The sequence below is a fragment of the Streptomyces sp. NPDC043867 genome, assembly GCF_056435845.1.
Map to the genome: position 1 here is coordinate 51,288 of NZ_JBWKDS010000038.1, position 26,367 is coordinate 77,654.

Annotated in this window: 18 protein-coding genes, 1 other RNA gene and 2 pseudogenes; 15 read left to right on the plus strand and 6 right to left on the minus strand. The window is 72.8% G+C overall.

Translation table 11 applies throughout. The annotated features are described in order from the left end of the window. Window positions 1-12 precede the first annotated feature (12 nt). Both AC069T_RS29950 and AC069T_RS29955 read right to left on the minus strand, forming a co-directional pair. Window positions 13-1,404 (minus strand): ABC transporter substrate-binding protein, encoded by a 1,392-nt coding sequence (locus AC069T_RS29950; protein WP_478785722.1) that lies wholly within the window; start codon window positions 1,402-1,404, stop codon window positions 13-15. 472 nt (window positions 1,405-1,876) lie between these two features. Beyond that, on the minus strand, window positions 1,877-5,389 hold the full coding sequence (locus tag AC069T_RS29955) for an FHA domain-containing protein (protein WP_478785723.1): 3,513 nt from the start codon (window positions 5,387-5,389) through the stop codon (window positions 1,877-1,879). Between the two features lie 457 nt (window positions 5,390-5,846). Here AC069T_RS29955 and AC069T_RS29960 point away from each other — a divergent pair, with 457 nt between their 5' ends. The 4 genes from AC069T_RS29960 to AC069T_RS29975 all read left to right on the plus strand — a co-directional run bounded on the left by AC069T_RS29960 (window position 5,847) and on the right by AC069T_RS29975 (window position 11,413). Continuing rightward, complete coding sequence (locus AC069T_RS29960) at window positions 5,847-7,520, plus strand: serine/threonine-protein kinase (protein WP_478785724.1); 1,674 nt, start codon at window positions 5,847-5,849, stop codon at window positions 7,518-7,520. A gap of 117 nt (window positions 7,521-7,637) precedes the next feature. Further along, entirely contained in the window at window positions 7,638-8,936 is a 1,299-nt protein-coding gene (locus AC069T_RS29965; RefSeq protein ID WP_478785725.1) for a serine/threonine-protein kinase, read from the plus strand. Window positions 8,937-9,339: 403 nt separating this feature from the next. Then, entirely contained in the window at window positions 9,340-10,446 is a 1,107-nt protein-coding gene (prfB, locus tag AC069T_RS29970) for a peptide chain release factor 2 (RefSeq protein ID WP_478785726.1), read from the plus strand. Window positions 10,447-10,750: 304 nt separating this feature from the next. Then, window positions 10,751-11,413, plus strand: coding sequence for a hypothetical protein (locus AC069T_RS29975; protein ID WP_478785727.1), 663 nt, complete (start codon window positions 10,751-10,753; stop codon window positions 11,411-11,413). A 263-nt stretch (window positions 11,414-11,676) separates the two neighbouring features. Here the strand turns inward: AC069T_RS29975 and AC069T_RS29980 are convergent, their stop codons facing one another. Further along, window positions 11,677-11,859, minus strand: a complete 183-nt coding sequence (locus AC069T_RS29980; RefSeq protein ID WP_358853125.1) for a hypothetical protein — start codon at window positions 11,857-11,859, stop codon at window positions 11,677-11,679. A gap of 283 nt (window positions 11,860-12,142) precedes the next feature. On the opposite strand from AC069T_RS29980, the gene ftsE reads away from it, so the two are divergent. The 6 genes from ftsE (at window position 12,143) to AC069T_RS30010 (ending at window position 17,270) form a co-directional block, all read left to right on the plus strand. Continuing rightward, entirely contained in the window at window positions 12,143-12,832 is a 690-nt protein-coding gene (gene ftsE, locus AC069T_RS29985) for a cell division ATP-binding protein FtsE (RefSeq protein ID WP_358853126.1), read from the plus strand. A 29-nt stretch (window positions 12,833-12,861) separates the two neighbouring features. After that, window positions 12,862-13,782, plus strand: coding sequence for a permease-like cell division protein FtsX (ftsX, locus tag AC069T_RS29990; protein WP_478785728.1), 921 nt, complete (start codon window positions 12,862-12,864; stop codon window positions 13,780-13,782). A gap of 68 nt (window positions 13,783-13,850) precedes the next feature. Beyond that, on the plus strand, window positions 13,851-15,017 hold the full coding sequence (locus AC069T_RS29995; protein ID WP_478785729.1) for a S41 family peptidase: 1,167 nt from the start codon (window positions 13,851-13,853) through the stop codon (window positions 15,015-15,017). A gap of 82 nt (window positions 15,018-15,099) precedes the next feature. Then, window positions 15,100-15,636: an SsrA-binding protein SmpB gene (smpB, locus tag AC069T_RS30000; protein WP_358853129.1), complete on the plus strand. Its 537-nt coding sequence runs from the start codon at window positions 15,100-15,102 to the stop codon at window positions 15,634-15,636. Between the two features lie 112 nt (window positions 15,637-15,748). Beyond that, window positions 15,749-16,137, plus strand: a transfer-messenger RNA (tmRNA) gene (gene ssrA, locus AC069T_RS30005). A gap of 152 nt (window positions 16,138-16,289) precedes the next feature. Beyond that, window positions 16,290-17,270 carry an extracellular catalytic domain type 1 short-chain-length polyhydroxyalkanoate depolymerase gene (locus AC069T_RS30010; protein ID WP_478785730.1) on the plus strand — a complete coding sequence of 327 codons (981 nt, stop codon included), beginning with the start codon at window positions 16,290-16,292 and terminating at the stop codon, window positions 17,268-17,270. A gap of 148 nt (window positions 17,271-17,418) precedes the next feature. Here the strand turns inward: AC069T_RS30010 and AC069T_RS30015 are convergent, their stop codons facing one another. Both AC069T_RS30015 and AC069T_RS30020 read right to left on the minus strand, forming a co-directional pair. Further along, window positions 17,419-18,426 carry a LacI family DNA-binding transcriptional regulator gene (locus AC069T_RS30015; RefSeq protein WP_478785731.1) on the minus strand — a complete coding sequence of 336 codons (1,008 nt, stop codon included), beginning with the start codon at window positions 18,424-18,426 and terminating at the stop codon, window positions 17,419-17,421. A 241-nt stretch (window positions 18,427-18,667) separates the two neighbouring features. After that, window positions 18,668-20,015, minus strand: a pseudogene (locus AC069T_RS30020) (MFS transporter). Window positions 20,016-20,099: 84 nt separating this feature from the next. Here AC069T_RS30020 and AC069T_RS30025 point away from each other — a divergent pair. The 4 genes and pseudogenes from AC069T_RS30025 to AC069T_RS30040 all read left to right on the plus strand — a co-directional run bounded on the left by AC069T_RS30025 (window position 20,100) and on the right by AC069T_RS30040 (window position 25,042). After that, on the plus strand, window positions 20,100-21,083 hold the full coding sequence (locus AC069T_RS30025) for a LysR family transcriptional regulator (RefSeq protein ID WP_478785732.1): 984 nt from the start codon (window positions 20,100-20,102) through the stop codon (window positions 21,081-21,083). A gap of 17 nt (window positions 21,084-21,100) precedes the next feature. Next, window positions 21,101-22,111 (plus strand): annotated as a pseudogene (locus AC069T_RS30030) (acyltransferase family protein); the annotation flags it as partial. Window positions 22,112-22,394: 283 nt separating this feature from the next. Further along, window positions 22,395-23,777 (plus strand): nitrate/nitrite transporter, encoded by a 1,383-nt coding sequence (locus AC069T_RS30035; RefSeq protein WP_478785733.1) that lies wholly within the window; start codon window positions 22,395-22,397, stop codon window positions 23,775-23,777. Between the two features lie 113 nt (window positions 23,778-23,890). Further along, window positions 23,891-25,042 (plus strand): uroporphyrinogen-III synthase, encoded by a 1,152-nt coding sequence (locus AC069T_RS30040; protein ID WP_478785734.1) that lies wholly within the window; start codon window positions 23,891-23,893, stop codon window positions 25,040-25,042. Here the strand turns inward: AC069T_RS30040 and AC069T_RS30045 are convergent. Continuing rightward, window positions 24,991-25,566, minus strand: a complete 576-nt coding sequence (locus AC069T_RS30045) for an anthrone oxygenase family protein (RefSeq protein WP_478785735.1) — start codon at window positions 25,564-25,566, stop codon at window positions 24,991-24,993. The genes AC069T_RS30040 and AC069T_RS30045 overlap by 52 nt on opposite strands. 163 nt (window positions 25,567-25,729) lie before the next feature. Here AC069T_RS30045 and AC069T_RS30050 point away from each other — a divergent pair, with 163 nt between their 5' ends. Next, window positions 25,730-26,317 (plus strand): CGNR zinc finger domain-containing protein, encoded by a 588-nt coding sequence (locus tag AC069T_RS30050; protein ID WP_478785736.1) that lies wholly within the window; start codon window positions 25,730-25,732, stop codon window positions 26,315-26,317. The last annotated feature ends 50 nt before the right edge of the window (window positions 26,318-26,367 follow it).

Genomic DNA, 26,367 nt, shown 5'->3' on the forward strand with positions numbered 1-26,367 from the left:
GTCATCCCCGGATCAGTCCTTGTACGCCTTGGCGGCGTCCGACTCCAGCTTTTGCTGCGTCCCCGCGATGTCCTTGGGATTCTTCAGGAAGTCCTGGAGCTCCTTCCACTCGCCCTTGCCGGGCGTGCCGCCGAAGGCCTGCGGGGCCTGGTCCGACATGTCGAACCGGAAGTCGTCGCCGGCCGAGACCAGGGCCTGCGCCATCTTGCGCTGCACCGCGTTCGGATACTCGGACGCGTCGACGTTCTTGTTCGGCGACAGGTAGCCGCCGAGCTTCGCCTGGATGCTCGCCGCGTCGGGCGAGGCCAGGAACGTGGCGAGTGCCTGGGCCGCCTTGGAGTCCTTCAGGATGACGGCCGCGTCGCCGCCGCTGACGACCGGCGCGTCGTCACCGACCGCCGGGAACGGGAACACCTTCGCGTCCGTGCCCACCTTCGCCTTGGTCTCCGTGATGTTGACCTGGACGAAGTCGCCCTCGAAGACCATGCCCGCCTTCGGCTGGTCCCCGCCGGTGAACGTCTGTGTCACGGACGCCGGGAACTCCGTCTGCAGCGCGCCGCTCGCACCGCCCGCGAGGTAGTCCTTCTTGCCCCACAGCTGGGCGAGCGTGGTGAGCGCGTCCTTCACGGACGGGTCCGTCCACTTGATCTTGTGCTGGGCCAGCTGGTCGTACTTCTCCGGTCCTGCCTGGGAGAGGTAGATGTTCTCGAACCAGTCCGTGAGGGTCCAGCCGTCCGCGCCGCCGACGGAGACGGGCGTGACGCCCGAGTCGTAGACGGTCTGGGCGGTGCTGAGGAGCTCGTCCCAGGTCTTGGGCTCCTTCGCGCCCGCGTTCTCGAAGACCTTCGCGTTGTACCAGATCAGGGACTTGTTGGCCGCCTTGTAGTAGACGCCGTACTGCTTGCCGTCGACCTTGCCGAGGTCCTGCCAGCCCTGCGAGTAGTTCTTTCGCAGCTGCTCCTCGGCCTCCTTGCCGACGGGCTTGGCCCAGTTCTTCTCGACGGCCTGCTTGATGGCGCCGACCTGGGGGAGCATCGCGATGTCCGGCGGCTCACCGCCAGCGATCTTCGATCCCAGGAAGTTGATGATCGGGTCCTGCGCGGGTACGAAGGTGACCTTGGCGCCGGTCCGCTTCTCGAACTCGGCGAGCACCTTCTTGAAGTTGGCCTGCTCGGGGCCGGTCCAGACGGCGGCGACCTCCAGACTCTCGCCGTCCAGCTTGGGGAGCGTGACGGTCGCTCCGCTGCTTTCCTTCTTCTTGCCGCCGTCGCTGTCGCCGTCGTCGTCGCCACCGCACGCGGTGAGCGTGAGGGCGAGGGCGCCGGCCGTGAGCGCCGCGGCCGCGGCGCGTGCGGCGGCCGTGCCCGGTCGGCGTGCCTGGCGTGACTGAGCAGTGCTGTGCATCTGTGCCCCGTTCTTCGTTCCTCGTCGAACGTCTGAGCGCTGTCGTCTGGATCCTGTCCCGTGCGGTCTGGTGTACGCCCGGGTGCTTGAGGGCGGCAAGAGCGCCTGCGGTGTCCGAGGAGTGATCGTGACCGCGTCGTGACGTGCGGGGGCCGACGGGGCGCCTTGCCGGGGCGCCCTGTGCCGGGGGTGGGCCGGAGTCGCGCCGGTGCATTCGCCCTTCGCCGACCGGGCGTGAAATTCCGTCACATGGGCGGATGGCGCAACGCCCGGACCGCGAAGGGCATGTGACGTACCGACACGTCCTATTCGGCCGGATGGCGAGCACGGCACTTCAGTCTGGCCGGGGGTGATTTCAGCCCGTGCGGCCCAGGGCGACGAGGCCGCAGGCCGATACGGGGGCCTGGGGACGGAGCCCAGGGGGCGGGCAGGGGGAAACGCCTGTCCCCGGGCGCGTGGCCCGGGGACCCCGTCACAGGAGCGAGGGGACCTCCGTCGCGGAGACCGAGCGCGCCGCCCGCTCCAGCGCACTGGCGAGCAGCGCGAGGTCGGTGGGACCGTTGCCCAGCTCCCGCACGGGCCGCCGCGCCGGCGGATCCCCCATCCGCTGCCACTCCAGCGGCACCACCGTCGGCCGAAGCGTCGCCGTACGGGGAATCCGCCCCGTCACCCGCCCGCCCTGGAAGGGTGTGACCCTCCCGTCCGCGCCGGACACCCGCCCCCGCCCCGGCGCCGGTTCGTCCGCCCCCGGCGTGGGCACGTCCAGCGTGACGCGCAGCGCCGCCGTACGCGCCAGCTCCGTGTCCGTCACCCGCCCGCACATCCCGGTCGCCGCCACGAGGTGCACCCCGAGCCGCTCGCCCTCCCGGGCCACGGCCTCCAACGCCCGTACGACGGACCCCGCCGAGGGCCTGCCCGGCGAACCCAGCGCCGGCGACAGCAGGGAGTCCAGGTCGTCGACCACCACCACGAGCCGGGCCAGCGGCGGCCCCGGCTCCGTACGCCGGCGCGCCGCCGCCGGGCGCAGCCGGATCGTCGACGTGGTGGGACTGTCGAGATCCCCGGTGCCGGACGAGCCGTCCGCCGAGCGCTGGGCGACCAGGCGGCCGGACACCTCGCGGTTCGTGTGCCACTCGGCGAAGTCCTGCCGGCCGAGCAGCTCGGCCCGCCGCTTCAGCTCGGCGCTCAGTGACTGGGCGAACTCCCGCATCCGCACCGGGTCGTTGGCGGTCAGGTGGGTGGAGACGTGCGGAAGGTCCGTACAGGCGGCGAGTCCTTCGGCGGGCCCCCCGCCGCCCTTGCCGCCCGTGTGGTCCCGCCCGTCCATCAGCACGATGCCGAGCCGGTCGGGCCGCTCCGCCGCGGCGAGCGACGCGGCGATCGACCGCAGCAGTTCCGTACGGCCGCTGCCCGGGGGGCCCTCGATCAGCAGGTGCGGGCCCTCGGCGGCGAGGTCGACGCAGACCGGTCCGCGCGGGCCCGCTCCGAGCACCGCACGCGCGCGGCCGCCGAGCGCCTGTGTGTCGTCCGCCGCGTCCGCCCAACGCGCCAGCAGGGAGGCGGGCGTGGCCCGCGCGAGCCCCAACTCGTCCAGCAGACGGGCCGCCTGGGGCAGCGGCGCGGACACGCGCGCGTGCCGGTCCCCGGTGCCGTCCGTGCGCAACGGCGCCAGCGCCCGTGCGAACCGCTCGGCCCACGCCGCCGACACCGCGTCCACCGCGGCCACCGTCCCGTGTCCGACGAAGTCCGGGCCCGGAGCGCCCTGCGGGCGGGACCGGCCGCCGCCGGATGCGGGCGGCCGCTCGTGCCCGCCGTCGGCGGGGCGGCCGTCTCGAACGGGTGCCGTCCGGGTCCCGTCGGGCGCGCCCGCGCGGGGCTCCGCGGGCGGGCCGGCCGGGGCCACCCGCATCAGCCGCAGGGCCGTGGCCACGTCACCGCTGAGCAGGGCGACGGCACCGCACTCCCGGAAACCGGGCGCCGCCCCGCAGGCCGCCTCGTACGTCTCCGTCACCGGTGAGGCCGGCGACGCCGCCGCGGTCTCGGCGAGGCACACCACGTGGATCCCGGCCTGCGCGCCCTCCCGCGCCAGCCGCACGACGGCGTCCCGCACCCCCGCGGCTCCCGGGTCGCCGTCCACCACGAGGACCGTGTACGGCCCCGGGAAGCCCTCCTCAGGGTCCTCCTGGGCCCACGAGGGACGCCGGGCCCCTCCGCGGGCGGGACCGGGTGCCGCCGCGCCCCGGACGCGGCCGCCGCCCGGGGCCGCGCTCCCGGCCTCCGTCAGGTGGTCCTCCAGGCGGCGCAGCAGTTCGTCCGCGCGCGCGATCGCCTGGTCGCGGTCGTAGGCGAGCAGGAGACGGCAGTCCTGGCCATGGGTGGGGCGGACATGCGGCAGCCAGCCGAGCCAGGACCACTCGGAGGTACGTTCCTCCACGGTCCGCGCACGGTCCGTGCTGAGCAGGACGATCTCCAGAGTGTCGGGGGAGTGCAGCGCGGCGAGCTGGGCGACGACCGCGCGGGCCAGCCCCGCCAGCCGCGCCCGGGGACCGGCCAGGCCCAGCGAGCCGACCTCGCGCAGCCCGGCCGTCACGGGCACCGCAGGCAGCAGGCCCGAGCCGCCCGGTGCGGCGCGGTCGGCCGTCCCCAGCCGGACCGTGAGCATCTCCGGGTGCCCCGGCTCGCGCTCCCACAGCCGCGGCCCGGGGCCGAGCGCCGTGAGCAGCAGCGTCGCGGGATCCGGCCACGTGTCCGGCAGCTGCGCGGAGGCCGGGAGGGGGCCGGCCGGCTCGGCGTCCTGAGCGCCGTACGCCTCCTGGCCGGCCTCCGGCGGCTCGTCACGGCCGCCGGTCAGCCGGCGTGCCCAGGCGGAGAGACCGCGCCTGCGGATGCCCGGCGGTACGTCGGTGCCACGGGTGGGCGTGCCCTTGCGCGTGCCGGAGTCCGGCGCGCCGTCCTCATGACCGCCCGCACCGGCGGCCGCCGCCTGCCCCGGGGCCGCCTCGCCGCGTCCGCGGGTGTCGCCGTCCCGGTCGGGCACCGGCCCGCCGGGGGAGTCCGGACGCCTGCTCTCCGTCCGGGGTGCCCGCCCCTGACCGGGGACGACGGGCGGTGCGGCGGACGCGTGCCCCTGGGCGCCCGGGAGGCCGCCGGCCGATCCCCATCCCGCGGAGCCGTAGCCGTGGTGGGTGTCTCCCGCGGGGGCGAACCGGCCGGTACCCGCGTCCGTGCGGGTGCCCGTGGCGGGGGTCTCGGCGCCGCCGCCCACGCGCGCGTGGGGCACGGCGGCCGTCCGTCCCGGCTCCTCCGTCCGGCCCGCGGCACCGGGCAGGCCGCTCGCCCCGGCGGCGCTCACCCGCACGTGCCCCTCGCCGTCGGGGGCCGTCGGGACGGCACCCACCCCGGCGGACGGGGCCAGCCGCAGCGCCGACTCGCCGACCCGCAGCAGCGCCCCGGGCCCGAACCGCACCGGACGCTCGCCCACCCGGGTGCCGTCCAGCGTCGTGCCGTTCGTGGAGCCGAGGTCGGCGACCGCGACGCGGCCGTCCGACGAGACCGTCACCGCGCAGTGGAGGCGGGAGACGTCCGGGTCGTCCAGCGGGACGTCCGCGTCGGCCGAACGGCCGATGTGGATCCGGCCGCCGTGCAGCAGGTGGACACCGCCTGCGTCGGGACCCGCGATCACGTGCAGCTGGGCCGTGACGTCGGTCTCGTCGGGCCCGGGCTCGGCGGGAGAGCCCAGCGACAGCACGGCACCGTCGGTCAGCGGCGGCTCGCCCAGCGTGCAGCGCTGCGCGTCGAGCCGCTCGGAACCGGCGTACAGGACGAGCGGACCGTCCCCTCCCGCGACCGCCGAGGCCAGTCCGGACTGCACCGCGGCCAGCGCCGTCCCGGCGGGCGCGGTGACCAGCACATCGCAGGCGACGGCTCGCCCCCGCGGCTCCGAGGGCGGGCCCAGCGGGTCTACGACGGTCAGCCGGATCTGCATCGCCGTCCGGGGTCCCTTCCGCGCGGGCACCCGCGACGAGGAGGACGAGACTGCGCTGCGGTCCCCCACCGCAGACTCCCCCACCGCGCACGGGCACGTCGGCCAGTACTGGAGGCATCCTCGCACCTGCCGCCGACAACACGCCCGGCACCCGCGAACAAGTGATCTTGATTGGTCGGCTCTGCCCGCAAAAGTGCCTGACCAGTGCCCGACAGGAACCCGCTTGAGATCGGTCACGTCCAGGGGGCGGCAACCAACGGTCCGAAGTGAGCGTCTTCCCTCCGGACACGTACAGGAGTGCTGCCGGACGCCCGGGACGGCGTCCGCGCGGGACGGAAAGCACAGCAGGACGACAGCCCGGACCCACGTTCCACGGCACTACAGTGGGTCGGAACACCCCGAGCACGGTGGTCGACGGTGGACGGACCAGTCAAGCAAGCAGCAGGGAGCGCATGACGTGCGGCCGGTAGGGAGCAAGTACCTCCTTGAGGAGCCGCTGGGACGCGGCGCCACAGGCACCGTCTGGCGCGCCCGCCAGAGGGAGACCGCGGGTGCGGAGGCGGCGGTCGCCGGGCAGCCCGGCGAGACCGTCGCGATCAAGGTCCTCAAGGAGGAGCTCGCCGGCGACCCGGACATCGTGATGCGGTTCCTGCGGGAGCGCTCCGTCCTGCTCCGCCTCACCCACCCGAACATCGTCCGGGTCCGCGACCTGGTCGTCGAGGGCGAACTGCTGGCGCTGGTCATGGACCTCGTCGACGGCCCCGACCTGCACCGCTACCTCCGCGAGAACGGACCCTTCTCGCCGGTCGCCGCCGCCCTCCTCACCGCCCAGGTGGCCGACGCGCTCGCCGCCAGCCACGCCGACGGCGTGGTGCACCGCGACCTCAAGCCCGCGAACGTCCTGCTCAAGCAGGACGGGGGCGGGATGCACCCGATGCTCACCGACTTCGGCATCGCCCGGCTGGCCGATTCGCCCGGCCTCACCCGCACGCACGAATTCGTCGGCACGCCCGCGTACGTCGCGCCCGAGTCCGCGGAGGGCCGCCCCCAGACGTCCGCCGTCGACATCTACGGCGCCGGGATCCTGCTCTACGAGCTGGTGACCGGGCGCCCGCCCTTCTCCGGGGGGTCCGCCCTCGAAGTGCTGCACCAGCACCTCAGCGCCGAGCCCCGCCGGCCGTCGACCGTCCCGGACCCGCTGTGGACCGTCATCGAGCGCTGCCTGCGCAAGAACCCGGACGAGCGGCCGAGCGCCGAGAACCTGGCCCGCGGGCTGCGTACGGTCGCCCACGGCGTCGGCGTGCACGCGAGCGCCGCGCAGATCGCCGCCGCCGAGGGCGTCGGCGCGCTGCTCGCGCCGGACCCGGCCCCCGCGCCGGTGCCGGACACCCCCGGAGCCGCCGACGCGACACAGGTGCTGCCGCACGGCGCCGGCGCCTACGACCCGAACGGCGCGACCAGCGTCCTGCCGCACACCTCGGGCGACGCCGACCCGACGTCCGTGCTGCCCCACCGTGGCGCCGCCGATCCGACCGCCGTGCCGCCGCACCAGCAGGGAGGGCCGGGCGGGCCCCAGGACGCGCACCCCTGGCAGAGCCAGCTGCGCGCCGCCCGCGACCGCAACGAGCAGACGCAGGTCCAGTCGTATCTCGACCCGAACGAGGACCCGCTGCGCCGACGCCCCCAGCGGCAGGTCGCCCGGCCGCAGCAGCAACCCCAGCAGCCACCCCAGGGGCAGCAGGGGCATCAGGGTCGGCAGGGGCAGCAGCAGCCCGGATACGGGTATCCGCAGCAGCAGCCCCAGCAGTACGCGCCGCGGCGACAGCAGCCGCAACAGCAGCAGCCGCAGCGGTACGCGCCCGCGCCTCAGCAGCCGCAGCAGCCCGCGCCCCGGCAGCCGCGCGAGCCGCGGCCGCGCAGCGCCAACCCGATGAAGATCCCCGGGCTCGGTTGCCTCAAGGGGTGCCTGTTCACGGTCGTCATCCTGTTCGTCGCCGGGTGGCTGGTCTGGGAGCTGAGTCCCCTTCAGGAGTGGATCGGGACGACTAAGGGCTACTGGGAGCAGCTGAGCGACTGGTTCGACACCGTGAGCGGGTGGATCGGGGACCTGGGAGCCAAGACCAGGCAGTAGCCCGTGCGACAGCTCTGGGGATTTGTCGACACCTGAGGGGTGATTTCCGTCTCCGCGGTGAAGGTTGGCTCTTCCGGCGCGTAGTTTTAACGACAACACGCGTCTGTAGGAGCAGCCTTGGCACGGAAGATCGGGAGCCGGTACACCGCGAACCAGATTCTGGGGCGGGGTAGCGCCGGCACGGTGTGGCTGGGTGAGGGTCCCGAAGGGCCCGTCGCCATCAAGCTGCTGCGCGAGGACCTCGCGTCCGACCAGGAGCTGGTGGGGCGCTTCGTCCAGGAGCGCACGGCGCTCCTGGGCCTCGACCATCCCCACGTGGTCGCGGTGCGCGACCTCGTCGTGGACGGCAACGACCTCGCGCTCGTCATGGACCTCGTCCGCGGCACCGATCTGCGGACCCGGCTCGACCGCGAGCGGCGGCTGGCCCCGGAGGCCGCGGTCGCCATCGTCGCGGACGTCGCGGACGGGCTCGCCGCCGCGCACGCGGCCGGTGTCGTCCACCGGGACGTCAAGCCGGAGAACGTCCTGCTCGACATGCAGGGGCCCCTCGGACCCGGCGGTGCGCATCCCGCGCTGCTGACGGACTTCGGGGTGGCCAAACTCATCGACTCGCCGCGGCGGACCCGGGCGACGAAGATCATCGGCACTCCGGACTATCTCGCCCCGGAGATCATCGAGGGGCTGCCGCCGCGTGCCGCCGTCGACATCTACGCGCTCGCGACGGTGCTGTACGAGCTGCTGGCCGGCTTCACCCCCTTCGGGGGCGGGCATCCGGGCGCGGTGCTGCGGCGGCACGTCACGGAGCGTGTGGTGCCGCTGCCCGGTATCCCCGACGAGCTGTGGCAGCTGATCGTGCAGTGCCTGGCCAAGGCCCCGGCGTCCCGGTTGCGGGCGTCCGAGCTGGGGGCGCGGCTGCGGGAGCAGTTGCCGCTGCTGGCCGGGATGCCGCCGCTGGACGTCGACGAGCCCGACGCGGAGTCGGAGGCGGAGGCGGAGTCCGAGGCGGAAGGCGGCGAGGGCTCCCGGCGGCCCGGATACGGGGAGACGGCCGAGGCCGTCGCCGGGCGCGAGGGTGAGCGGGGGCGGGGCCGGGTACGGCGGGGGGCGGTGCCGTTGGTGCCGGGGGCCGCGCCGGACTCGAACCGGGATACGCACACGTCGATGCGGGTGCCGGGGCCGGACGAGCTGGCCGGGGGCGCGCGGGGGACGGCGCGGGCGCCGCGGGCCGCGGGGGCGCCGCGGCCGGGGTCGGCCCGGCATCGGGCGTCCGCCCGGCGGCGGAGGATCACGTTGGGGGCGGCGGCGGTGGCGTTGATCGCCGCGGTGGGGGTGGGGACGTGGGTCGCCACGTCGGGTGACGACGCGGGAGTCACGCCCCGCGACGACAAGGAGACGTCGGCTCCGGCTTCGCCGTGACTGTCCTGGGCGCCGGGGGTGCCTTGGCTCCGGTGGGGCGTCTTGGCTCGGGTGGGTCGCGCTCGCCCCGGTGGGGTGCCTTGGACCGGTGAGGTCGTGCTCGCTCCGGTGGGGTGCCTCGGCCCGGTGGGTCGCGCTCGCTCCGGTGGGGTGTCTCGGCCCGGTGGGGTGTCTCGGCCCGGTGGGTGGTCGGGGCCGCGCCGGTACATCCGCCCGTTGCAGGTCGGGCGTGCTCGTCGGTCACGGGGTGGACGGGGTTGTCCGCCCGACCTGCAACGGGCATCTGATGTACCGGCACGGCCCCTTCCGCGGGAGGGCGGGTGCGGGTCGTTCCGGCTGGGGTGCGGGCCGGCGTGCCGCTCCGGGCGATGGGGTCGGTTGGCGTAGCCGTTACGCTGGAGGCGTGGCAGTCGTCGATGTATCCGAAGAGCTCAAGTCCCTCTCCTCGACCATGGAGTCGATCGAGGCCGTCCTGGACCTCGACAAGATGAGGGCAGATGTCGCCGTGCTCGAGGAGCAGGCGGCCGCGCCGTCCCTGTGGGACGACCCGGACGCGGCGCAGAAGATCACCAGCAAGCTGAGCCACCTCCAGGCGGAGGTCCGCAAGGCGGAGGCCCTGCGCAGCAGGATCGACGACCTGAGCATCCTCTTCCAGATGGCCGAGGAGGAGGACGACTCGGACACCCGCGCCGAGGCGGAGACCGAGCTCACCGCCGTCAAGAAGGCGCTGGACGAGATGGAGGTCCGTACGCTGCTCTCCGGCGAGTACGACTCCCGTGAGGCCGTCGTCACCATCCGCGCCGAGGCCGGCGGCGTCGACGCCTCCGACTTCACCGAGAAGCTCCAGCGCATGTACCTGCGCTGGGCGGAGCGGCACGGCTACAAGACGGAGCTCTACGAGACCTCGTACGCGGAAGAGGCCGGCATCAAGTCGACCACCTTCGTCGTCCACGTGCCGTACGCCTACGGCACGCTGTCCGTGGAGCAGGGCACGCACCGCCTGGTGCGGATCTCGCCCTTCGACAACCAGGGACGCCGGCAGACCTCGTTCGCCGGTGTCGAGATCCTGCCGGTGGTCGAGCAGACCGACCACATCGAGATCGACGAGTCCGAGCTCCGGGTGGACGTGTACCGGTCGTCGGGTCCGGGCGGCCAGGGCGTCAACACGACCGACTCCGCGGTCCGCCTGACCCACCTCCCCACCGGCATCGTGGTCTCCTGCCAGAACGAGCGCTCGCAGATCCAGAACAAGGCGTCCGCGATGAACGTCCTTCAGGCCAAGCTGCTCGAGCGGCGCCGGCAGGAGGAGCAGGCCAAGATGGACGCCCTCAAGGGCGACGGCGGCAACTCCTGGGGCAACCAGATGCGTTCGTACGTCCTGCACCCGTACCAGATGGTCAAGGACCTGCGGACCGAGCACGAAGTGGGAAACCCCGAGGCCGTGTTCAACGGCGAGATCGACGGATTCCTCGAGGCCGGAATTCGCTGGCGCAAGCAGCAGGAGAAGTAACCGGGCGAATTGACACCGCTTTGTCGACAAGGCAACTGCCGTTCTCCGGACGGCAGTTGCCTTGTGTGTGTGGGTTGTCTGGGTTTTACGTCACAGTCACATGTCCGCACGGCAGGCAAATGCCGTTCATCCGGACATCGCGTACGCAACGACCTTGACGTTGCTATGAAAAGTGGGAATGGTGACGCGTGGCATGCGTATGTTCGGGGTGCATGTGAACCGGGGGGCTTCGACAAGGCCGCCTGTGACGCCGTGGCCCCGTGCGCTGCTCCACTGACGATGAGCTACTGGGGGTAGCAGGCAGATGACCAAGAAGACGCGGATCCGCGTGGCGCGGATAGCCGCCGGTGCGGTGATCGCAGCCGGTGCTTCACTGACCGCCGCGGGTGCCGCTTCGGCCCTCGACGTCGGCGTGAACGTCGCCGGCCTGAACGTGGGCGCCTCCGCCGACGGCGACGGTGTCGGCGTGACCGTCGACGGCGACGACCCGACGCCGTCGGTGCCGGTCCCGACCCCGTCCGACACGGGGCTTCCGACCGTCGACCCGACTCCGACGGTCGTGCCGCCCACCGAGGAACCGCCGGAGCCCTCCACCGAGCCCACCGAGCCGACCGACCCCACCGAGCCGGGCAACGGCAACGGCGGGGGCAACGGCAACGGTGGGGGTAACGGCAACGGTGGGGGTAACGGCAACGGTGGCGGCGACAGCACCGGCGGCAACGACACCGACCCGGACGGCGGCTCCGAGCCCGTCGAGCAGGGTGAGGGCCGCTCGGCCCTGACCGACACCGGCTCGGACACCTCCTCCGACACCTCGGCGCAGGGCAAGAGTGACGGCGAGCTGGCCGAGACGGGCGCGGGACAGACCGCGTTTCTGCTGGTCGGCGCGGCCACGATGATCGCCGGCGGTATCGGCTTCCGGATGCTCCCGCGCCTCGCGGGCGGCCGCGGCGGTGCCGCAGCCTGACGCACGACCGCGTGGGACACGCGTGAGAAGGGCCCGGAGCAGCTGGCTCCGGGCCCTTCCCGTGTCACGGTGCCGGGGGCGTCGTCCCCGGTCCTGCAGTGCCTAGTGCTGTGACCGTAAAGGTTCACCCTGTCACGCCCCCCGGCACGGCACCTCGCCGCGTTGTCGGACCGCGCGAGTACGTCCAGTACGAGCTGCGGCCCTCCGCCTTGCGATGCACCGCCCCGGACGCCGCGACCCGGCAAACCTTTGCGGCCACAGCACTAGTGGGTCAGCAGCGCCACCGCGGCGATCAGCACGGCGAGCAGTGCGATCAGTGCCATCGGGTTCATTCCGGCGAAGGGGCTCTCCTGCTGGAGACGCTCCCGGTTCGCGCGGCAGACGTGGCAGCGGCCCTCGCTCACGGGCGACGCGCAGTTCGCGCACACCAGTCGGTCGTACGTCATGCGCCGGCCCTCCTTGCGCTGTCTCTCCGCGTGTATAACGCTGCGGGGAACGCGACCGTTCCCCCTCCACTGTGCCAGGTTCCGCGGATTTCGGCGCGGCTCGCCCTGTCCTGCCCGGTCCTGGCGGGATCGAAGCCCGTTCCCGGCCTGAAGCTGCCCCTCCGGACCCTCAGATCCGGGACAAAACGTGCAAGCTTCGCGCAACCGTGTTCGCCGACTGCGCTCGCGCACCCGGTTCGCGTATGGTCACGCACACCTACCCCCGGCGACCCGTGGTGCATCCGTGATCCGATTCGACAACGTCTCCAAGGTCTACCCCAAGCAGACCCGGCCCGCTCTCAGGGATGTCTCCCTGGAGGTCGAGCGCGGCGAGTTCGTGTTCCTCGTGGGGTCCTCCGGCTCCGGGAAGTCCACCTTCCTCAGGCTGGTGCTCCGCGAGGAGCGGGCCAGCCACGGTCAGGTGCACGTCCTGGGCAAGGACCTCGCGCGCCTCTCCAACTGGAAAGTGCCGCATATGCGCCGCCAGCTGGGGACCGTCTTCCAGGACTTCCGTCTCCTGCCGAACAAGACGGTCGCCGAGAACGTCGCCTTCGCGCAGGAGGTCATCGGCAAGTCGCGCGGCGAGATCCGCAAGTCCGTGCCCCAGGTGCTCGACCTCGTCGGACTGGGCGGCAAGGAGGACCGCAGGCCCGGCGAGCTCTCGGGCGGTGAGCAGCAGCGTGTGGCCATCGCGCGTGCCTTCGTCAACCGGCCGAAGCTCCTCATCGCCGACGAGCCGACCGGAAACCTCGACCCGCAGACCTCCGTCGGCATCATGAAACTGCTCGACCGCATCAACCGCACGGGCACGACCGTGGTGATGGCGACCCACGACCAGAACATCGTGGACCAGATGCGCAAGCGCGTCATCGAGCTGGAGCAGGGCCGTCTCGTCCGCGACCAGGCGCGCGGCGTCTACGGCTACCAGCACTGACGATCCACGGAAAGGCTCAAACGAACGCCATGCGCGCCCAGTTCGTTCTGTCGGAGATCGGTGTCGGTCTCCGTCGCAATCTGACGATGACCTTCGCGGTCATCGTCTCGGTCGCCCTCTCTCTCGCCCTGTTCGGCGGTTCGCTCCTGATGAGCGATCAGGTGAACACGATGAAGGGCTACTGGTACGACAAGGTCAACGTCTCCATCTACTTCTGCAACAAGAGCGACGCGGAGTCCGACCCCAGCTGTGCCAAGGGTGCGGTCACCACCGAGCAGAAGGAACAGGTCAAGACCGACCTGGACAAGATGACGACCCTCGTGGAGAAGGTCACCTACGAGTCCAAGGACGAGGCCTACAAGCACTACAAGGAGCAGTTCAGCGACTCCCCGCTGGCCGCCTCCCTCACGCCGGACCAGATGCAGGAGTCGTACCGCATCAAGCTGAAGGACCCGGAGAAGTACCAGGTCATCGCGACCGCCTTCGACGGCCGTGCCGGGGTGCAGTCCGTCCAGGACCAGAAGAGCACCCTCGACAACCTCTTCGAGCTGCTGAACGGCATGAACTGGGCCGCCCGCGCGGTCATGGCGATGATGCTCGTCGTCGCCCTGATGCTGATCGTCAACACGGTGCGCGTCTCGGCGTTCAGCCGCCGCCGTGAGACCGGCATCATGCGGCTGGTGGGCGCGTCCGGCTTCTACATCCAGGCGCCGTTCATCATGGAGGCCGCGGTCGCCGGGCTCATCGGCGGCGGTGTGGCGTGCGGCTTCCTCGTGGTCGCCCGGTACTTCATCATCGACCACGGCGTGGCCCTGTCGGAGAAGCTGAATCTGATCGACTTCATCGGCTGGGACGCGGTGTTCACCAAGCTGCCGCTCATCCTCGCGACGAGTCTGGTGATGCCCGCGCTGGCCGCGTTCTTCGCGTTGCGCAAGTACCTGAAGGTGTGACACATGCCAAGAGGGCCGTACTGCCAACGGGCGGTACGGCCCTCTCGCGTTGTCCTAGACTCACCGGCATGTCAGGTCGTGACCTGTTCTGTCAGCCCCGCCGCATCGGCCGCGGGGCCGCCCTGACGTTGGTCTTCGCCGGAGTGCTCGCCGCCGGGGCCGCGACCGGATCCCTCCCCGAGCACGGCCGGAAAACTCCGTCCGCCGCGGCGCGGCCCCACCCGGCCGGCCACCGCGAGGACGTCACCCGGGCCGCCGCCGAGGCCATGGCCGACGGCAAGTCACCCAAGGAGGCCGCCGAACGCGCGGTCAGCCGCAGCGGGGACCGCTGGAGCGCCGTCTACTCCCGGGGCGAGTACGAGGAGTTCGAAGAGGCCCTCGACGGCGAGTACACCGGCGTCGGGCTGTGGGCCAGGCGCGAGCGGGACGGCCGTATCCAGGTGTCCCGCGTGCGGAGCGGCTCGCCCGCCGCGACCGCCGGGATCCGCAAGGGCGACCGGCTGCGCAGCGTGGACGGCCGGGCGGTGGAGGGCCGCCCGGTGACGGAGGTCGTCTCGCTGCTGCGCGGGGACACCGAGGACGCCTCGGCGGGCACCGAGGTCTCCGTGGGCCTGGAACGCGGCACGCGCGCGTGGAGCGAGACGCTGCGCCGGGCCCGCCTGTCCACGGACTCCGTGACGGTGCACCGGCTCTCCGGCGGCGTCACCGTGATCAAGGTCGCCGCCTTCACCAAGGGCTCAGGAGAGCGGGTGCGCTCCGCGGTCGCCGCGGCGCCGCGGCGGGCAGGCGTCGTCCTCGACCTGCGGGGCAACTCCGGAGGCCTGGTCACCGAGGCCGTCACCGCCGCCTCCGCCTTCCTCGACGGCGGCCTGGTCGCGACGTACGACGTGCGCGGTGCGCAGCGCGCCCTGCACGCCGACCCGGGCGGCGACACGGACCGGCCGCTGGTGACACTCGTCGACGGCGGCACGATGAGCGCCGCGGAACTCCTCACGGGCGCCCTCCAGGACCGCGGCCGGGCGGTCGTCGTGGGCTCCAGGACCTTCGGCAAGGGTTCGGTCCAGTTGCCGAGCCGCCTCCCCGACGGCTCGGTCGCCGAGCTGACCGTCGGGCACTACCGGACCCCCGCGGGACGCACCGTCGACGGCCGCGGCATCACCCCTGACCTGGAGGCGGACGACGAGGCCGTCCGCCGCGCGGTGACCGTACTGAGCGGGCTCGGCGACCCTTCGTAGCGGGGCGGGGGACGGCCGCCGAAATCCGGTTCCCCCGCAGCTCCCCTGTAGTGCGAAAATGGCCAGCACTATGGCCAAGGGAATGTACGTACCGAAAGAGTCCCAGCAGAAGCAGGGCAGCCAGGGAGCGGCCGGCAGGCCCAAGGACGGCAAGAAGAAGATCGTCGCGCAGAACAAGAAGGCGCGGCACGACTACGCGATCGTCGACACCTACGAGGCCGGCCTCGTGCTCACCGGCACCGAGGTGAAGTCGCTGCGGCAGGGGCGGGCGTCGCTCACCGACGGCTTCGTCCAGATCGACGGCAACGAGGCGTGGCTGCACAACGCCCACATCCCGGAGTACAGCCAGGGCACCTGGACCAACCACACGGTGCGCCGCAAGCGCAAGCTGCTGCTGCACCGCGAGGAGATCGACAAGCTGGAGTCGAAGTCGCAGGAGACGGGTCACACGATCGTGCCCCTGGCGCTGTACTTCAAGGACGGGCGCGCGAAGGCCGAGATCGCGCTGGCCCGGGGCAAGAAGGAGTACGACAAGCGCCAGACCCTGCGGGAGAAGCAGGACCGGCGCGAGTCGGACCGGGCGATCGCGGCGGCCAAGCGCAAGCAGCGCGCCCAGTAACCGGCCCGCCGCGGGGAATGCGCTGGCATCGCGGTGCGTCGGTCACGTACGATGGCACTGCACCTCACAGCGGGTGCGTGGACCGCGAGGTCCGGCTTTGAAAAATCAACATGGGGATGATCGGTTTCGACAGCGGCTGTCGAAGCAGGGGAAGCGAGCCGAGGAAGCGGCAATGATCTCGTTAACCATATGTCGCAACAAATAATCGCCAATTCCAAGAGCGATTCCCAGTCCTTCGCCCTCGCTGCCTAATAAGCAGTGAGTGAAGGACCCTTAATGGGTGTCAGCCCGGGAGTGTTCCCGACCCGGATCCTGGCATAATCTAGGGAACTAAACCATCGGGCCCGGTCACGGGGTCCGATGGGAAATCAAACAGTGACTGAGCCCGTCGGAGACTTGTTCGCGTGATCTCCGGGGCTGAGAAAATCGCAGCGAACTGCGCTCGGAGAAGCCCTGATTCTGCACCGTTGGACGCGGGTTCGATTCCCGCCATCTCCACCACCCCATGTTTGTGACACAGTGACGAAGGCCCGTTGCCCCGGCAGCGGGCCTTCGTCATGCCGCTTTCCCGGGGCGGCCACCAGCCGCGGGGCCTCTGTTGTGGTGTCCCACCCCATATCCGAGGGTCGTTCACGCTTCTACCGTCCCTCTCCATGACGCAGACCAGAGCCGCATCACCCCCTGTCGTCCTGGTGGCCGTGCTGGCCGCCCTTCTCTCCGTCCTGCTGGTGCCCGCGAAAGCCTCGGCGGCCTCCCTCCAGGAAGTGACGGGCTTCGGGTCGAATCCCGGAGCGCTGAAGATGTACCGCTACGTTCCCGAAGCGCTGCCCGCCGGGCGGCCCGTCGTCGTCGCCATGCACGGCTGCACGCAGAACGCCGCCGGGTACGGCACCGGCAGCGGCTGGCTCCAGCTCGCCGACCGCTGGGGCTTCTCCGTCGTGCTGCCGCAGCAGCAGAGCGCCAACAACCCCTCGTCCTGCTTCGACTGGTTCCAGAGCGGGGACATCGGGCGCGGTCAGGGCGAGGCCGCGTCCGTCGCGCAGATGGTGGACCGGCAGCTCGCCGACGTGTCGGGCGACGCCGCGCGCGTGTACGTCACCGGACTGTCCGCGGGCGGCGGGATGACCGCCGTGATGATGGCGGCGTATCCCGAGAAGTTCGCCGCGGGCGGCGTCGTCGCGGGCCTGCCCTACGGCTGCGCGCAGGCCGCCGGGTCGCCGTACGTGTGCATGTACGTCGGTGCCACCCAGACCCCGCGGCAGTGGGGCGACCGGGTGCGGGCCGCGCGGCCCGGCCACACCGGGCCCTGGCCGACGCTGACCGTGCTCCAGGGCACCGCCGACCACACGGTGAAGCCCGTCAACATGACCGACCTGATGAAGCAGTGGACCGACGTCCACGGCGCCGACCAGACAGCGGACGCCGCCGACACCGTCGCCGGCTACCCGCACCAGGTCTTCCGCGACGGCGCGGGCCGGACGGTCGTGGAGACGTACGGCATCACCGGGATGGGACACGGGCAGCCCGTCGACCCGGGCACCGGGAGCGCGCAGTGCGGGACGGCGGGGGCGTACCTCCTCGATGTGAACCTGTGTGCCGCCCATGCGCTCGGGCACGCGTGGGGGCTCGGCTGAGACGCGGGCACCTTGTCGGGGAACCGCCGCGGTGCCCGTGGCGCGAGCCGGCCCCCTGCTGATCCTCCCCGCGCCGGAACGAGCGCGGCCTGCCGGGCGGTGGCCGTGTCACGGGGCCGCCTGGCGTCTGCGGCCGGGCGGCCCTGCGTCACTGGGCCGCCCGGCGGGCCGTACTGGAGCGTTCCGTCAGCCGGGGGGCCAGCAGGGTCGCCGCGGGGACGGCCGCGCCGCGCAGCTTCCTCATCAGCAGGTCCACGGCGCCCGCGGCCACCTCGGCCGTCGGGACGGGCACGCAGGTGACGGGCACCCGGGTCCGCTCGGCCGCCTCGTCCGGGCAGATCGCGGTCACCGAGAGGTCGCCTGGCACCCGCAGCCCGAGCGCCTCGAAGGCGTCGATCATGGGCTCCAGGACCGCCTCGTTGTGCACCACGACGCCGGTGAGGGAGGGCCGCTCCCGCAGCAGCCGCTCCGCCATGGCGCGGGCGGCGGCGGGCGCGGCCTCGCACGGGTGCACCGAGGACGACAGCCCGTGCCGGTCGGCCGCGGCGGTGAAACCCGCTACGACGCGCCGTGCGAACCCCGTCTCCCGCGCGTACACCTCGGGCGGTGGGCCGACCAGGGCCACCACCCGGTGCCCGAGCCGTGCCAGCTGCTCGACGCAGACCTCGCCGGCCGCCCGGAAGTCGAGGTCGATGCAGGTGAAACCGTCGGCCGCGGCCGGGAATCCGATCAGTACCGAAGGCCGGTCCAGGGTCCGCAGCAGCGGCAGCCGTCCGTCGCGCAGCTGGACGTCCATCACGATCAGCGCGTCCACCAGTGCGGTGTCCGCGACCCGCCGCAGCCCCTCCTCACCCTCCTCCCGCGTCACCAGGAGCACGTCGTGGTCGTGCCGGCGCGCGGCCGTCACCACCGACCCCGCGAACCGCATCACCGCGGGCACCTGGACGCCCGGCCGCAGGGGCACCACCAGCGCCAGCACCTTGCACGGGCTGCCGAGCGGGCGGGCGCCCGCGTGCGGGCGGTAGCCCAGCTCTCGGACGGACGCCTCGACGCGCTGCCGGGTCGCCGCGGAGATCGGGCGCTTGCCGCTCAGGGCGTACGAGACGGTGCTGGCGGACACGCCGGCGTGCCGCGCCACATCGGTGATCCTGACCATCGGTGGGTCCCCGTTTCCGCTCCTGCTCCGGATCCAGCCGCGGGAACGGGGGTCTCGCCCTCGTCCTCGCCCGCATCGCGCGTCCGTCCCCGCCGGTCCGGGGGACGGGACCCTGTCGAAGCGCTTCGACGGGGGAAGGTATGTGGGGGGCGTGGGCACGTCAATGGGATGGGCGGGATTCGCCCGGCGGTTCGACGGGCCGGACGGCGACCGGGACGCTGGGCTCGGGCCGGCCGTGCTGTCAGGAGCCGCCTCCTTCTCGTACCGTCCCCGCCGTCGCGATCAGCAGCGCGAGGCCGGCCGCGGTGACGGGCACTCCGAAGGCCGCCGTGGCCGAGGCGTGCTCCACCGCCCAGCCGCCCAGGGCCCGAGCCGCACGCGATGCCTCCGAGAAGGCCCGTCACCGCCAGCGTCATGCCCTCGTTCAGCCGTCCCCCGGGCGTGCGGCCCTGGACGAGGGTCATGCCGGTGATCATCGTCGGAGCGGTGGCCAGGCCTGCGACGAACAGGGCGGCGGCGAGGACCGGGAGGGAGCCGGTCAGGGACGCGGCGGCCGGCGGCAGGGTGAGCAGCGCGGTCATCGCGGCCAGGCACCACGGGTACCGGCGCCCGGCAGGACCGCCCGGCTTCAGCGCCCCGTACAGCAGGCCGGCCGTGCAGGAACCGGCCGCCTGCAGGGCGAGGATCACCCCGGCGGCGGACCGGTGACCGTGCGCCTCCGCGAACGCGATCGTGACGATCTCCATCGAGCCGAAGACGGCGCCGACGGCCAGGAAGGCGAAGAGCAGCGGAACCATGCCGGGCGCACGCAGCGGAGACACGCCACCCGTGACCGCGCCCCGCCGCGGCGGCGGCTCGGTGGAACGCTGGGCGGCGAAGAGCAGGACGCCGGTCACCAGCAGGACGGCGCCGGTCAGCGTGCCGGCCTCCGGGAAGAACGTCCCGCACAGCAAGGCCGCGAGCACCGGGCCGAGCATGAAGCACAGCTCGTCCGCGGCCTGTTCGAAGGAGTTCGCGGTGTGCAGCGCCGCGGCGTCGCCGTCGAGGAGGTGGGCCCAGCGGGCGCGCGACATGCCGCCGGTGTTGGGTGTCGTGGCGGTGGCGGCGTAGGCGGCGAAGAGGGTCCAGGCCGGTGCGTCCAGGCGGACGCAGAGCAGCAGCACGAGCGAGCCGAGCGCGGCGAACACCGTCGCGGGGACGGCGACCCGGGCCTGCCCGTACCGGTCCACGAGCCGGGCCGTCCACGGGGCGACCACCGCGGTCGCGGCCAGACCGGTGGCCGTGACGGCACCGGCCAGCGCGTACGATCCGCGCGATCCGGCGATCATGACGACCGCGCTGATGCTGAACATGCCCATGGGCAGGCGGGCGAGCAGGTTCCCCGCGGTGAAGGCGCGGGCGCCGGGCACGGCGAGGAGCCGGCGGTAGGGGTTGCGCGGAGGGACCTTCCGCCCCGGCGGGCCGCCCTCCGGCTGCGCGGACCCCCGGCGGCGCGGGCCGAAGTCGGCGACGACCAGGGTGTCCCCGGTGACGGTGACGGCGACGGTGAACAGGAGCGGGGGAGGCCCCTCGGAGGGCGGTTGCGGCATGGATCAACGGTCGCCCGCGGGGCCCGCGGCGGTCCAACACCGAAGTCGGTGGTGATTGACGCACCCCGGTTGTAAGTTCGCCGGGTGCCCGCCGACCCCCGCCTGCTGCGCGCCTTCCTGGCCGTCGCCGAAGAGCTCCACTTCACCCGCGCCGCGTCCCGCCTCCACGTCGCCCAGCAGGCGCTGAGCCGGGACATCCGCCGCCTGGAGCGCGAGCTGGGGACGGAGCTGTTCGCCCGGACGACCCGGCAGGTGGCCCTGACGTCCGACGGGGTCCGGCTGCTGCCGTACGCGCGCCGGGTCGTCGAGGCGCAGGACGCGCTGCTGTCCGTCTTCGGCCGGGGCGGCCCCGCGCGGCAGCGGTCCGCACCGGAAGCACCCCTGCTCGTCGACATCAACTCGGCGGGTCTCATCTCCGGCCTCGTCCTCGACCGCGCCCGCGAACTCGCCCCGGACTGCGAGCTGATGGCCCGTTTCGAGAGCGGTCTGACGGGAGCGGCACTGGAGATGCTCGCCGGGCGGCTCGACGCGTCGTTCGGGCGCTTCGCCGGCCTCGACCCGGCGGTACGGGCGCGCCTGGAACAGCAGCCCGTCCGGTACGAGCCGATGGCCGTCGTCCTGCCCGCGGACCACCGCCTCGCCGCTCTGGACGCGGTGCCGCTGGACGCCCTCGCGGGCGAGACGGTGTACGCGGGCGCGGGCAACCCCAGGACGCTGGAGTGGACCGACCTCGCCGTCCGGCTGTTCGACGGACGCGGGATCGAGGTGGCGTCGCCCGCGCCGGTGGCCATCGGCGCCGAGGAGTTCCGGCGGGTGATGGCCAGGACCCGGACCCCCGTTCTCGCCGTGGTGGACTTTCCGGCCATGCCGGAGTCGGTGCTGCGGCCGCTCGTCGATCCCGTGCCGCTGTCACCCGTGTCGCTCGTGTGGCGAAAGGGGCTGGTGCATTCGGGGCTCGACGCGCTGCGTCGCGCGGCCCTCGAACTGGCTGGCGAGAAAGGGTGGTTGCACCGCCCGGCCGGTGGATGGATTCCGGCCACCGATGCGCTCATCATGAAGTGTCATTGATGACTTAGCGCAACGGGGCCCGCTCGCTCAAACGCCCCGCCGCGCAGGTCGTCAGGGGCCGGCTGCGCCGGCTGCTGCCCCCGATGTGGCTGCTCGGCGCGGTCGGTGTCTCCGGCATGGTCCTCCAGGGATGGGGACCGGACGCCGAGGGGCACCCCGGCTGGTGGTGGCTGCACCTCGGCTTCTGGATCCTCCCGCTCAGCGACCCGCCCTACCCGGAGGGGCTCGCCGGGCTGCCCGGCTTCGTCGGCGAGGACTGGGCGACGGAGTTCGCGGGGCCCCTGTGGTCTCTGCGGGCGTACCTCTGGTTCGTCCTGCTGTCGCCCCTCCTGCTGCGGGCGCTGCGCGCGCTCCCGTGGGCGACGATCCGGTCGCCGGTCGCCGGTCGCCGGTCGCCGGTCGTCCTGGCCCTGGCGCTCGACCTCGGGTACGTCACGCCGCCCGGCGAGCTGATCCCCTCGACCCTCACGGACTTCAGCACCTTCGGCGCCTGCTGGATCCTCGGCATGGCCCACCAGGAGGGCGTCCTGAGGCGCATCCCGCGCTATGTCGTCCCGTCGGTGGCACCGGCCGTCGCGGGCCTCGGCCTCTGGTACGCGATGAGACACAATCTCACCGAGGGGCACGACCTCGACGACATCCCGGTCGGCCAGGCCCTGTGGTCGTTCGCCACGGTGCTGCTGCTCCTGCACCTCAGCCCGTCGTGGTCCGAGTGGCCCCGGCTGCTGCGCCGCTGGGACCGGCTGATCACGCTGTTCAACTCCCGCGCGGTGACGATCTACCTCTGGCACAACATGTGCATCCTGATCGCCGCCACGCTGTGGGACCGGCTGTGGGGCTTCGACGTGATGTGGCGCCACTACGCCTGGCTGCTGGAGAGCCCCTGGCCGGTACTGGCCCTCACCTGGCTGCTCGTCGGCGGCTGCGTCGTGTGCTTCGGCTGGGTGGAGGACCTGGCGGCCGTGCGCACACCGCGGCTCTGGCCGGACGGCTCCCCGCGCAGGCGGGCCGGCAGCCACCGCGGCTGACCACCGCTCCCGCGCCGCACCGACGGCGCGGGGGCCCGCCGCACCGACGGCCCGGGGGGCCGGCCGCACGGCACGGCCCGGGCCTGCCGTGACGGGCAGGCCCGGGCCGTGCCGTGCGCCACCCGCCCGGCCGGGCCGCCGGGCCTCACCGCCGTGTCCGGCCGTGCGTGAGAGCAACGTTCCCTTCCGGTCACCCACAGCCACAGTCCGGAAACGCGCTCTCCCTACCTTCAGGAGTCGTCACCCGTACGACACCTGAGCACCGGAGAACCGTGGAGGCGTCATGACAGCCCCGAGCACAGCCCCCGCACTGAGCAGGGGAGGCCGCTGGATCGACGAGTGGGACCCCGAGGACGAGACCTTCTGGAAGGAGACGGGTGAGAAGGTCGCCCGGCGGAACCTGCTCTTCTCCGTGCTGTCCGAGCACATCGGGTTCTCGATCTGGACCATGTGGTCCGTGCTGGTGCTGTTCATGGGCCCGGAGTACGGCCTGACCCCCGCCGACAAGTTCCTGCTCACGTCGGTGGTGACCCTGGTCGGTGCCGTCGTCCGGGTGCCGTACACCTTCGCGGTGGCGATCTTCGGCGGACGGAACTGGACGATCGTGTCGGCGAGCCTGCTGCTCATCCCGACGATCGCCGCGTTCGTCGTCATGGAACCGGGGACCTCCTTCTCCACCTTCCTGCTCATCGGCCTGCTCGCGGGCATCGGCGGCGGCAACTTCGCCTCCAGCATGACCAACATCAACGCGTTCTTCCCGTTGCGGAAGAAGGGCTGGGCGCTCGGCCTCAACGCCGGCGGCGGCAACATCGGCGTGCCGGTGATCCAGCTCGTGGCCCTCGCGATCATCGGGGCGGGCGGCGGGCCGCGGGTCCTGCTCGGCATCTACATCCCGCTCATCCTCGTCGCCGCCGCGCTCGCCGCCGTCTACATGGACAACATCTCGTCGGTGAAGAACGACACCGGCGCCGCCAGGGACGCCGCGAAGGACGGCCACACCTGGATCATGGCGTTCCTCTACATCGGGACGTTCGGCTCGTTCATCGGCTACAGCTTCGCGTTCGGCCAGGTGCTGCAGAACCAGTTCGGGCGCACTCCGCTGGAGGCGGCCTACGTCACCTTCATCGGCCCGCTGCTCGGCTCGCTGATCCGGCCCGTCGGCGGCTGGCTCGCCGACCGGTACGGCGGCTCGAAGATCACGCTGTGGAACTTCGTCGCGATGGCCGCCGCGACCTCCGTCATCATCGTCGCCTCGATGCAGAAGTCACTGCCGCTGTTCACCGTCGCCTTCATCGCGCTGTTCGTGCTCAGCGGCCTCGGCAACGGCTCGACGTACAAGATGATCCCCGGCATCTTCCAGAACAAGGCCCTCGCCAGGGGCCTGACCGGTGAGGCGGCCGCCGCGTACGGCCGGCGGCTGTCCGGGGCCTCCATGGGGCTCATCGGCGCGGTCGGCGCGCTCGGCGGCGTCGCCATCAACCTCGCCTTCCGGCAGTCCTTCCTCTCCTACGGCTCCGGAACGGGCGCGTTCGTCTCCTTCCTGGCCTTCTACGGGGTCTGCTTCGCGGTCACCTGGGCCGTATACCTTCGACGTCCGGCCGCCGCCCGGACCTCCACGGCGGCGGCTTCGGACACGAACGCGCAGCTCAGCTACGCCGAAGTGTGACGTTACACGCGCGACATGCGGCTGATCCGAGCCTGTCACGGGGCGTTGACAGGCTCGGGCCAGCCGCAACCGCACGACGACTCGAGCGCACGACGAGAGCCGGGACGAAAGCCATGTACGACGAACAGCAGCGACCAGACCACGGCCCCCTCGCCGGGTTCACCGTGGGCGTGACGGCCGCACGTCGGGCCGACGAACTGGGGGCCCTGCTTCAGCGCCGGGGCGCCTTCGTGGTGCACGCGCCCGCCCTGCGCATCGTGCCGCTCGCCGACGACAGCGAACTGCTCACCGCCACCAAGGAACTGCTCGACGAGGCGCCGGACGTCGTGGTCGCCACCACCGCCATCGGATTCCGGGGGTGGGTCGAGGCCGCCGACGGGTGGGGGCTCGGCGAGGACCTGCTGGCGCGGCTGCGCGGGGTGGAGCTGCTCGCCCGCGGTCCCAAGGTCAAGGGCGCGATCCGGGCCCAGGGACTGACCGAGGCCTGGTCGCCGTCCTCCGAGTCCATGGCGGAGGTGCTCGACCGGCTGCTCGACGAGGGCGTGGACGGCCGCCGTATCGCGATCCAGCTGCACGGCGAGCCGCTGCCCGGGTTCGTGGAGTCGCTGCGGGCCGCGGGAGCCGAGGTGGTGGGTGTCCCGGTGTACCGGTGGATGCCGCCGGAGGACATCGGGCCCGTCGACCGGCTGCTCGACGCGACCGTCACCCGCGGGGTGGACGCGCTCACCTTCACCAGCGCGCCCGCCGCCGCGTCCCTGCTCTCCCGCGCCGAGGACCGCAACCTGCTGCCCGAACTCCTCGCCGCCCTCCACCACGACGTCCTGCCCGCCTGCGTGGGCCCCGTCACCGCCCTGCCGTTGCAGGCCCACGGCATCGACACCGTCCAGCCCGAGCGCTTCCGGCTCGGGCCCCTCGTCCAGCTGCTGTGCCAGGAACTCCCGGCTCGCGCCCGTACGTTGCCGGTCGCGGGCCACCGGGTGGAGATCCGCGGGCACGCGGTGCTGGTCGACGAGGAGCTGCGGCCCGTGCCGCCCGCCGGGATGTCCCTGCTGCGGGCGCTCGCCCGGCGGCCCGGCTGGGTGGTCGCACGGGCCGACCTGCTGCGCGCCCTGCCCGGCGCGGGCCGTGACGAACACGCCGTGGAGACGGCGATGGCACGGCTGCGGACCGCGCTCGGCGCGCCCAAGCTGATCCAGACGGTGGTCAAGCGCGGCTACCGGCTCGCGCTCGACCCGGCCGCGGACGCCAAGTACGCCGACTCCTGAGGTTCCTGGGGCCGGCCGGTCCGCCCGAACACGACGAGCGCCCGGGCCAGGCAGCCCAGCGCGAGGGTGGACAGCAGCGCCCGTACGACGTTCCACGCCACCCAGGGGTCCTCGAACTCCTCGCGCACGGCGGCCGGATCGGCGATCCGCGCCGGGTCGCCGGCGTCCGCGAGACCGTCGTTGAGCGGGATGTTCCCGGCCACGGTCACGACGAGGGCGAGAACGACGGCGAGCAGCGCCGCCGCCACCCAGCCGCGGAGCCCCGGTCTGCCGCGCGACTGCCACGCGGACACCGCGGTGAGCAGCGGCGCGCCCAGGAAGCTCAGGAAGAACAACGGGTTCTGGATCACCTCGTTGATGTTCTGCATGACCTCGATGAAGACGCGGTCGTCGCTGCGGGCCAGCGCCGGCATCACGGCGCAGGCGAATATGTAGAAGACTCCGGCGCTCAGGCCCGTCGCGACCGCGGCCGCACCCAGCACTCCTGCGGCGGCCGTGCGCCGCCCCCCGTTGTTTCGTGTCATGCCGGCCAGTCAACCGGCGCGGCCGGCCCGCGCCCATGGCCCAGCCGCGCGGGCGCATAAGCGGACGTCCAGCGCGGGGGTTCCCGCGGCGGCCGGGGAAAGGCACTGTAGGGGTACGGACCCCGCACCGACCCTCGCGGTAACCCAAGGCGGTGACAGGCACATGGCATCGGGCACGGCCACGGCCTCGTACGAGATGCGGTTCGACTCCGGGCGGATCTGCCTGGACCTGGTGGCGACCAGCCATCCCGAGGAACGGCTCCGCTCGGCCGGGCGGTTGCGGGCCTGGATCGCCGGCTCGGGCCTGGTGCCGGCCGGCACACCGCTGGCCGCGGTCGACGAGGCCTGGCTCGCCGCCTGCCGCGAACTGCGTGCCGACATCGAACGGTTGGTGAGCGCGGAGCTGGACGGCCGCCCCGCCGACGCGGCCCTCGCCCGGGTCAACGCGCGCGCCGAGCACCCGCCGCCCGTACCGCGCGCCGTGCGCGCGGAGGACGGGACGCTGCTGCGCCGGCTGCGCGGACCGCTGCTGCGCGCCGGTGTGCTGTCGGCCCTGTCCCGCGACGCGCTGGAGCTGCTCACCGACCCCGCCGCCCGGGCGAGTCTCCGGCGCTGCGAGGGGGACAACTGCCGGATCGTGTACCTGGACACCTCACGGGGGCGCCGGCGCCGGTGGTGCTCCAGCGAGGTGTGCGGCAACCGGGAGAGAGTGGCCCGCCACCGGCGCCGGGCGGCGCTCGCCCGGACGTGAACTACCCTCCTGTCACATCCCTGCCAAGAAATTTGTGCGACCACTTTGAA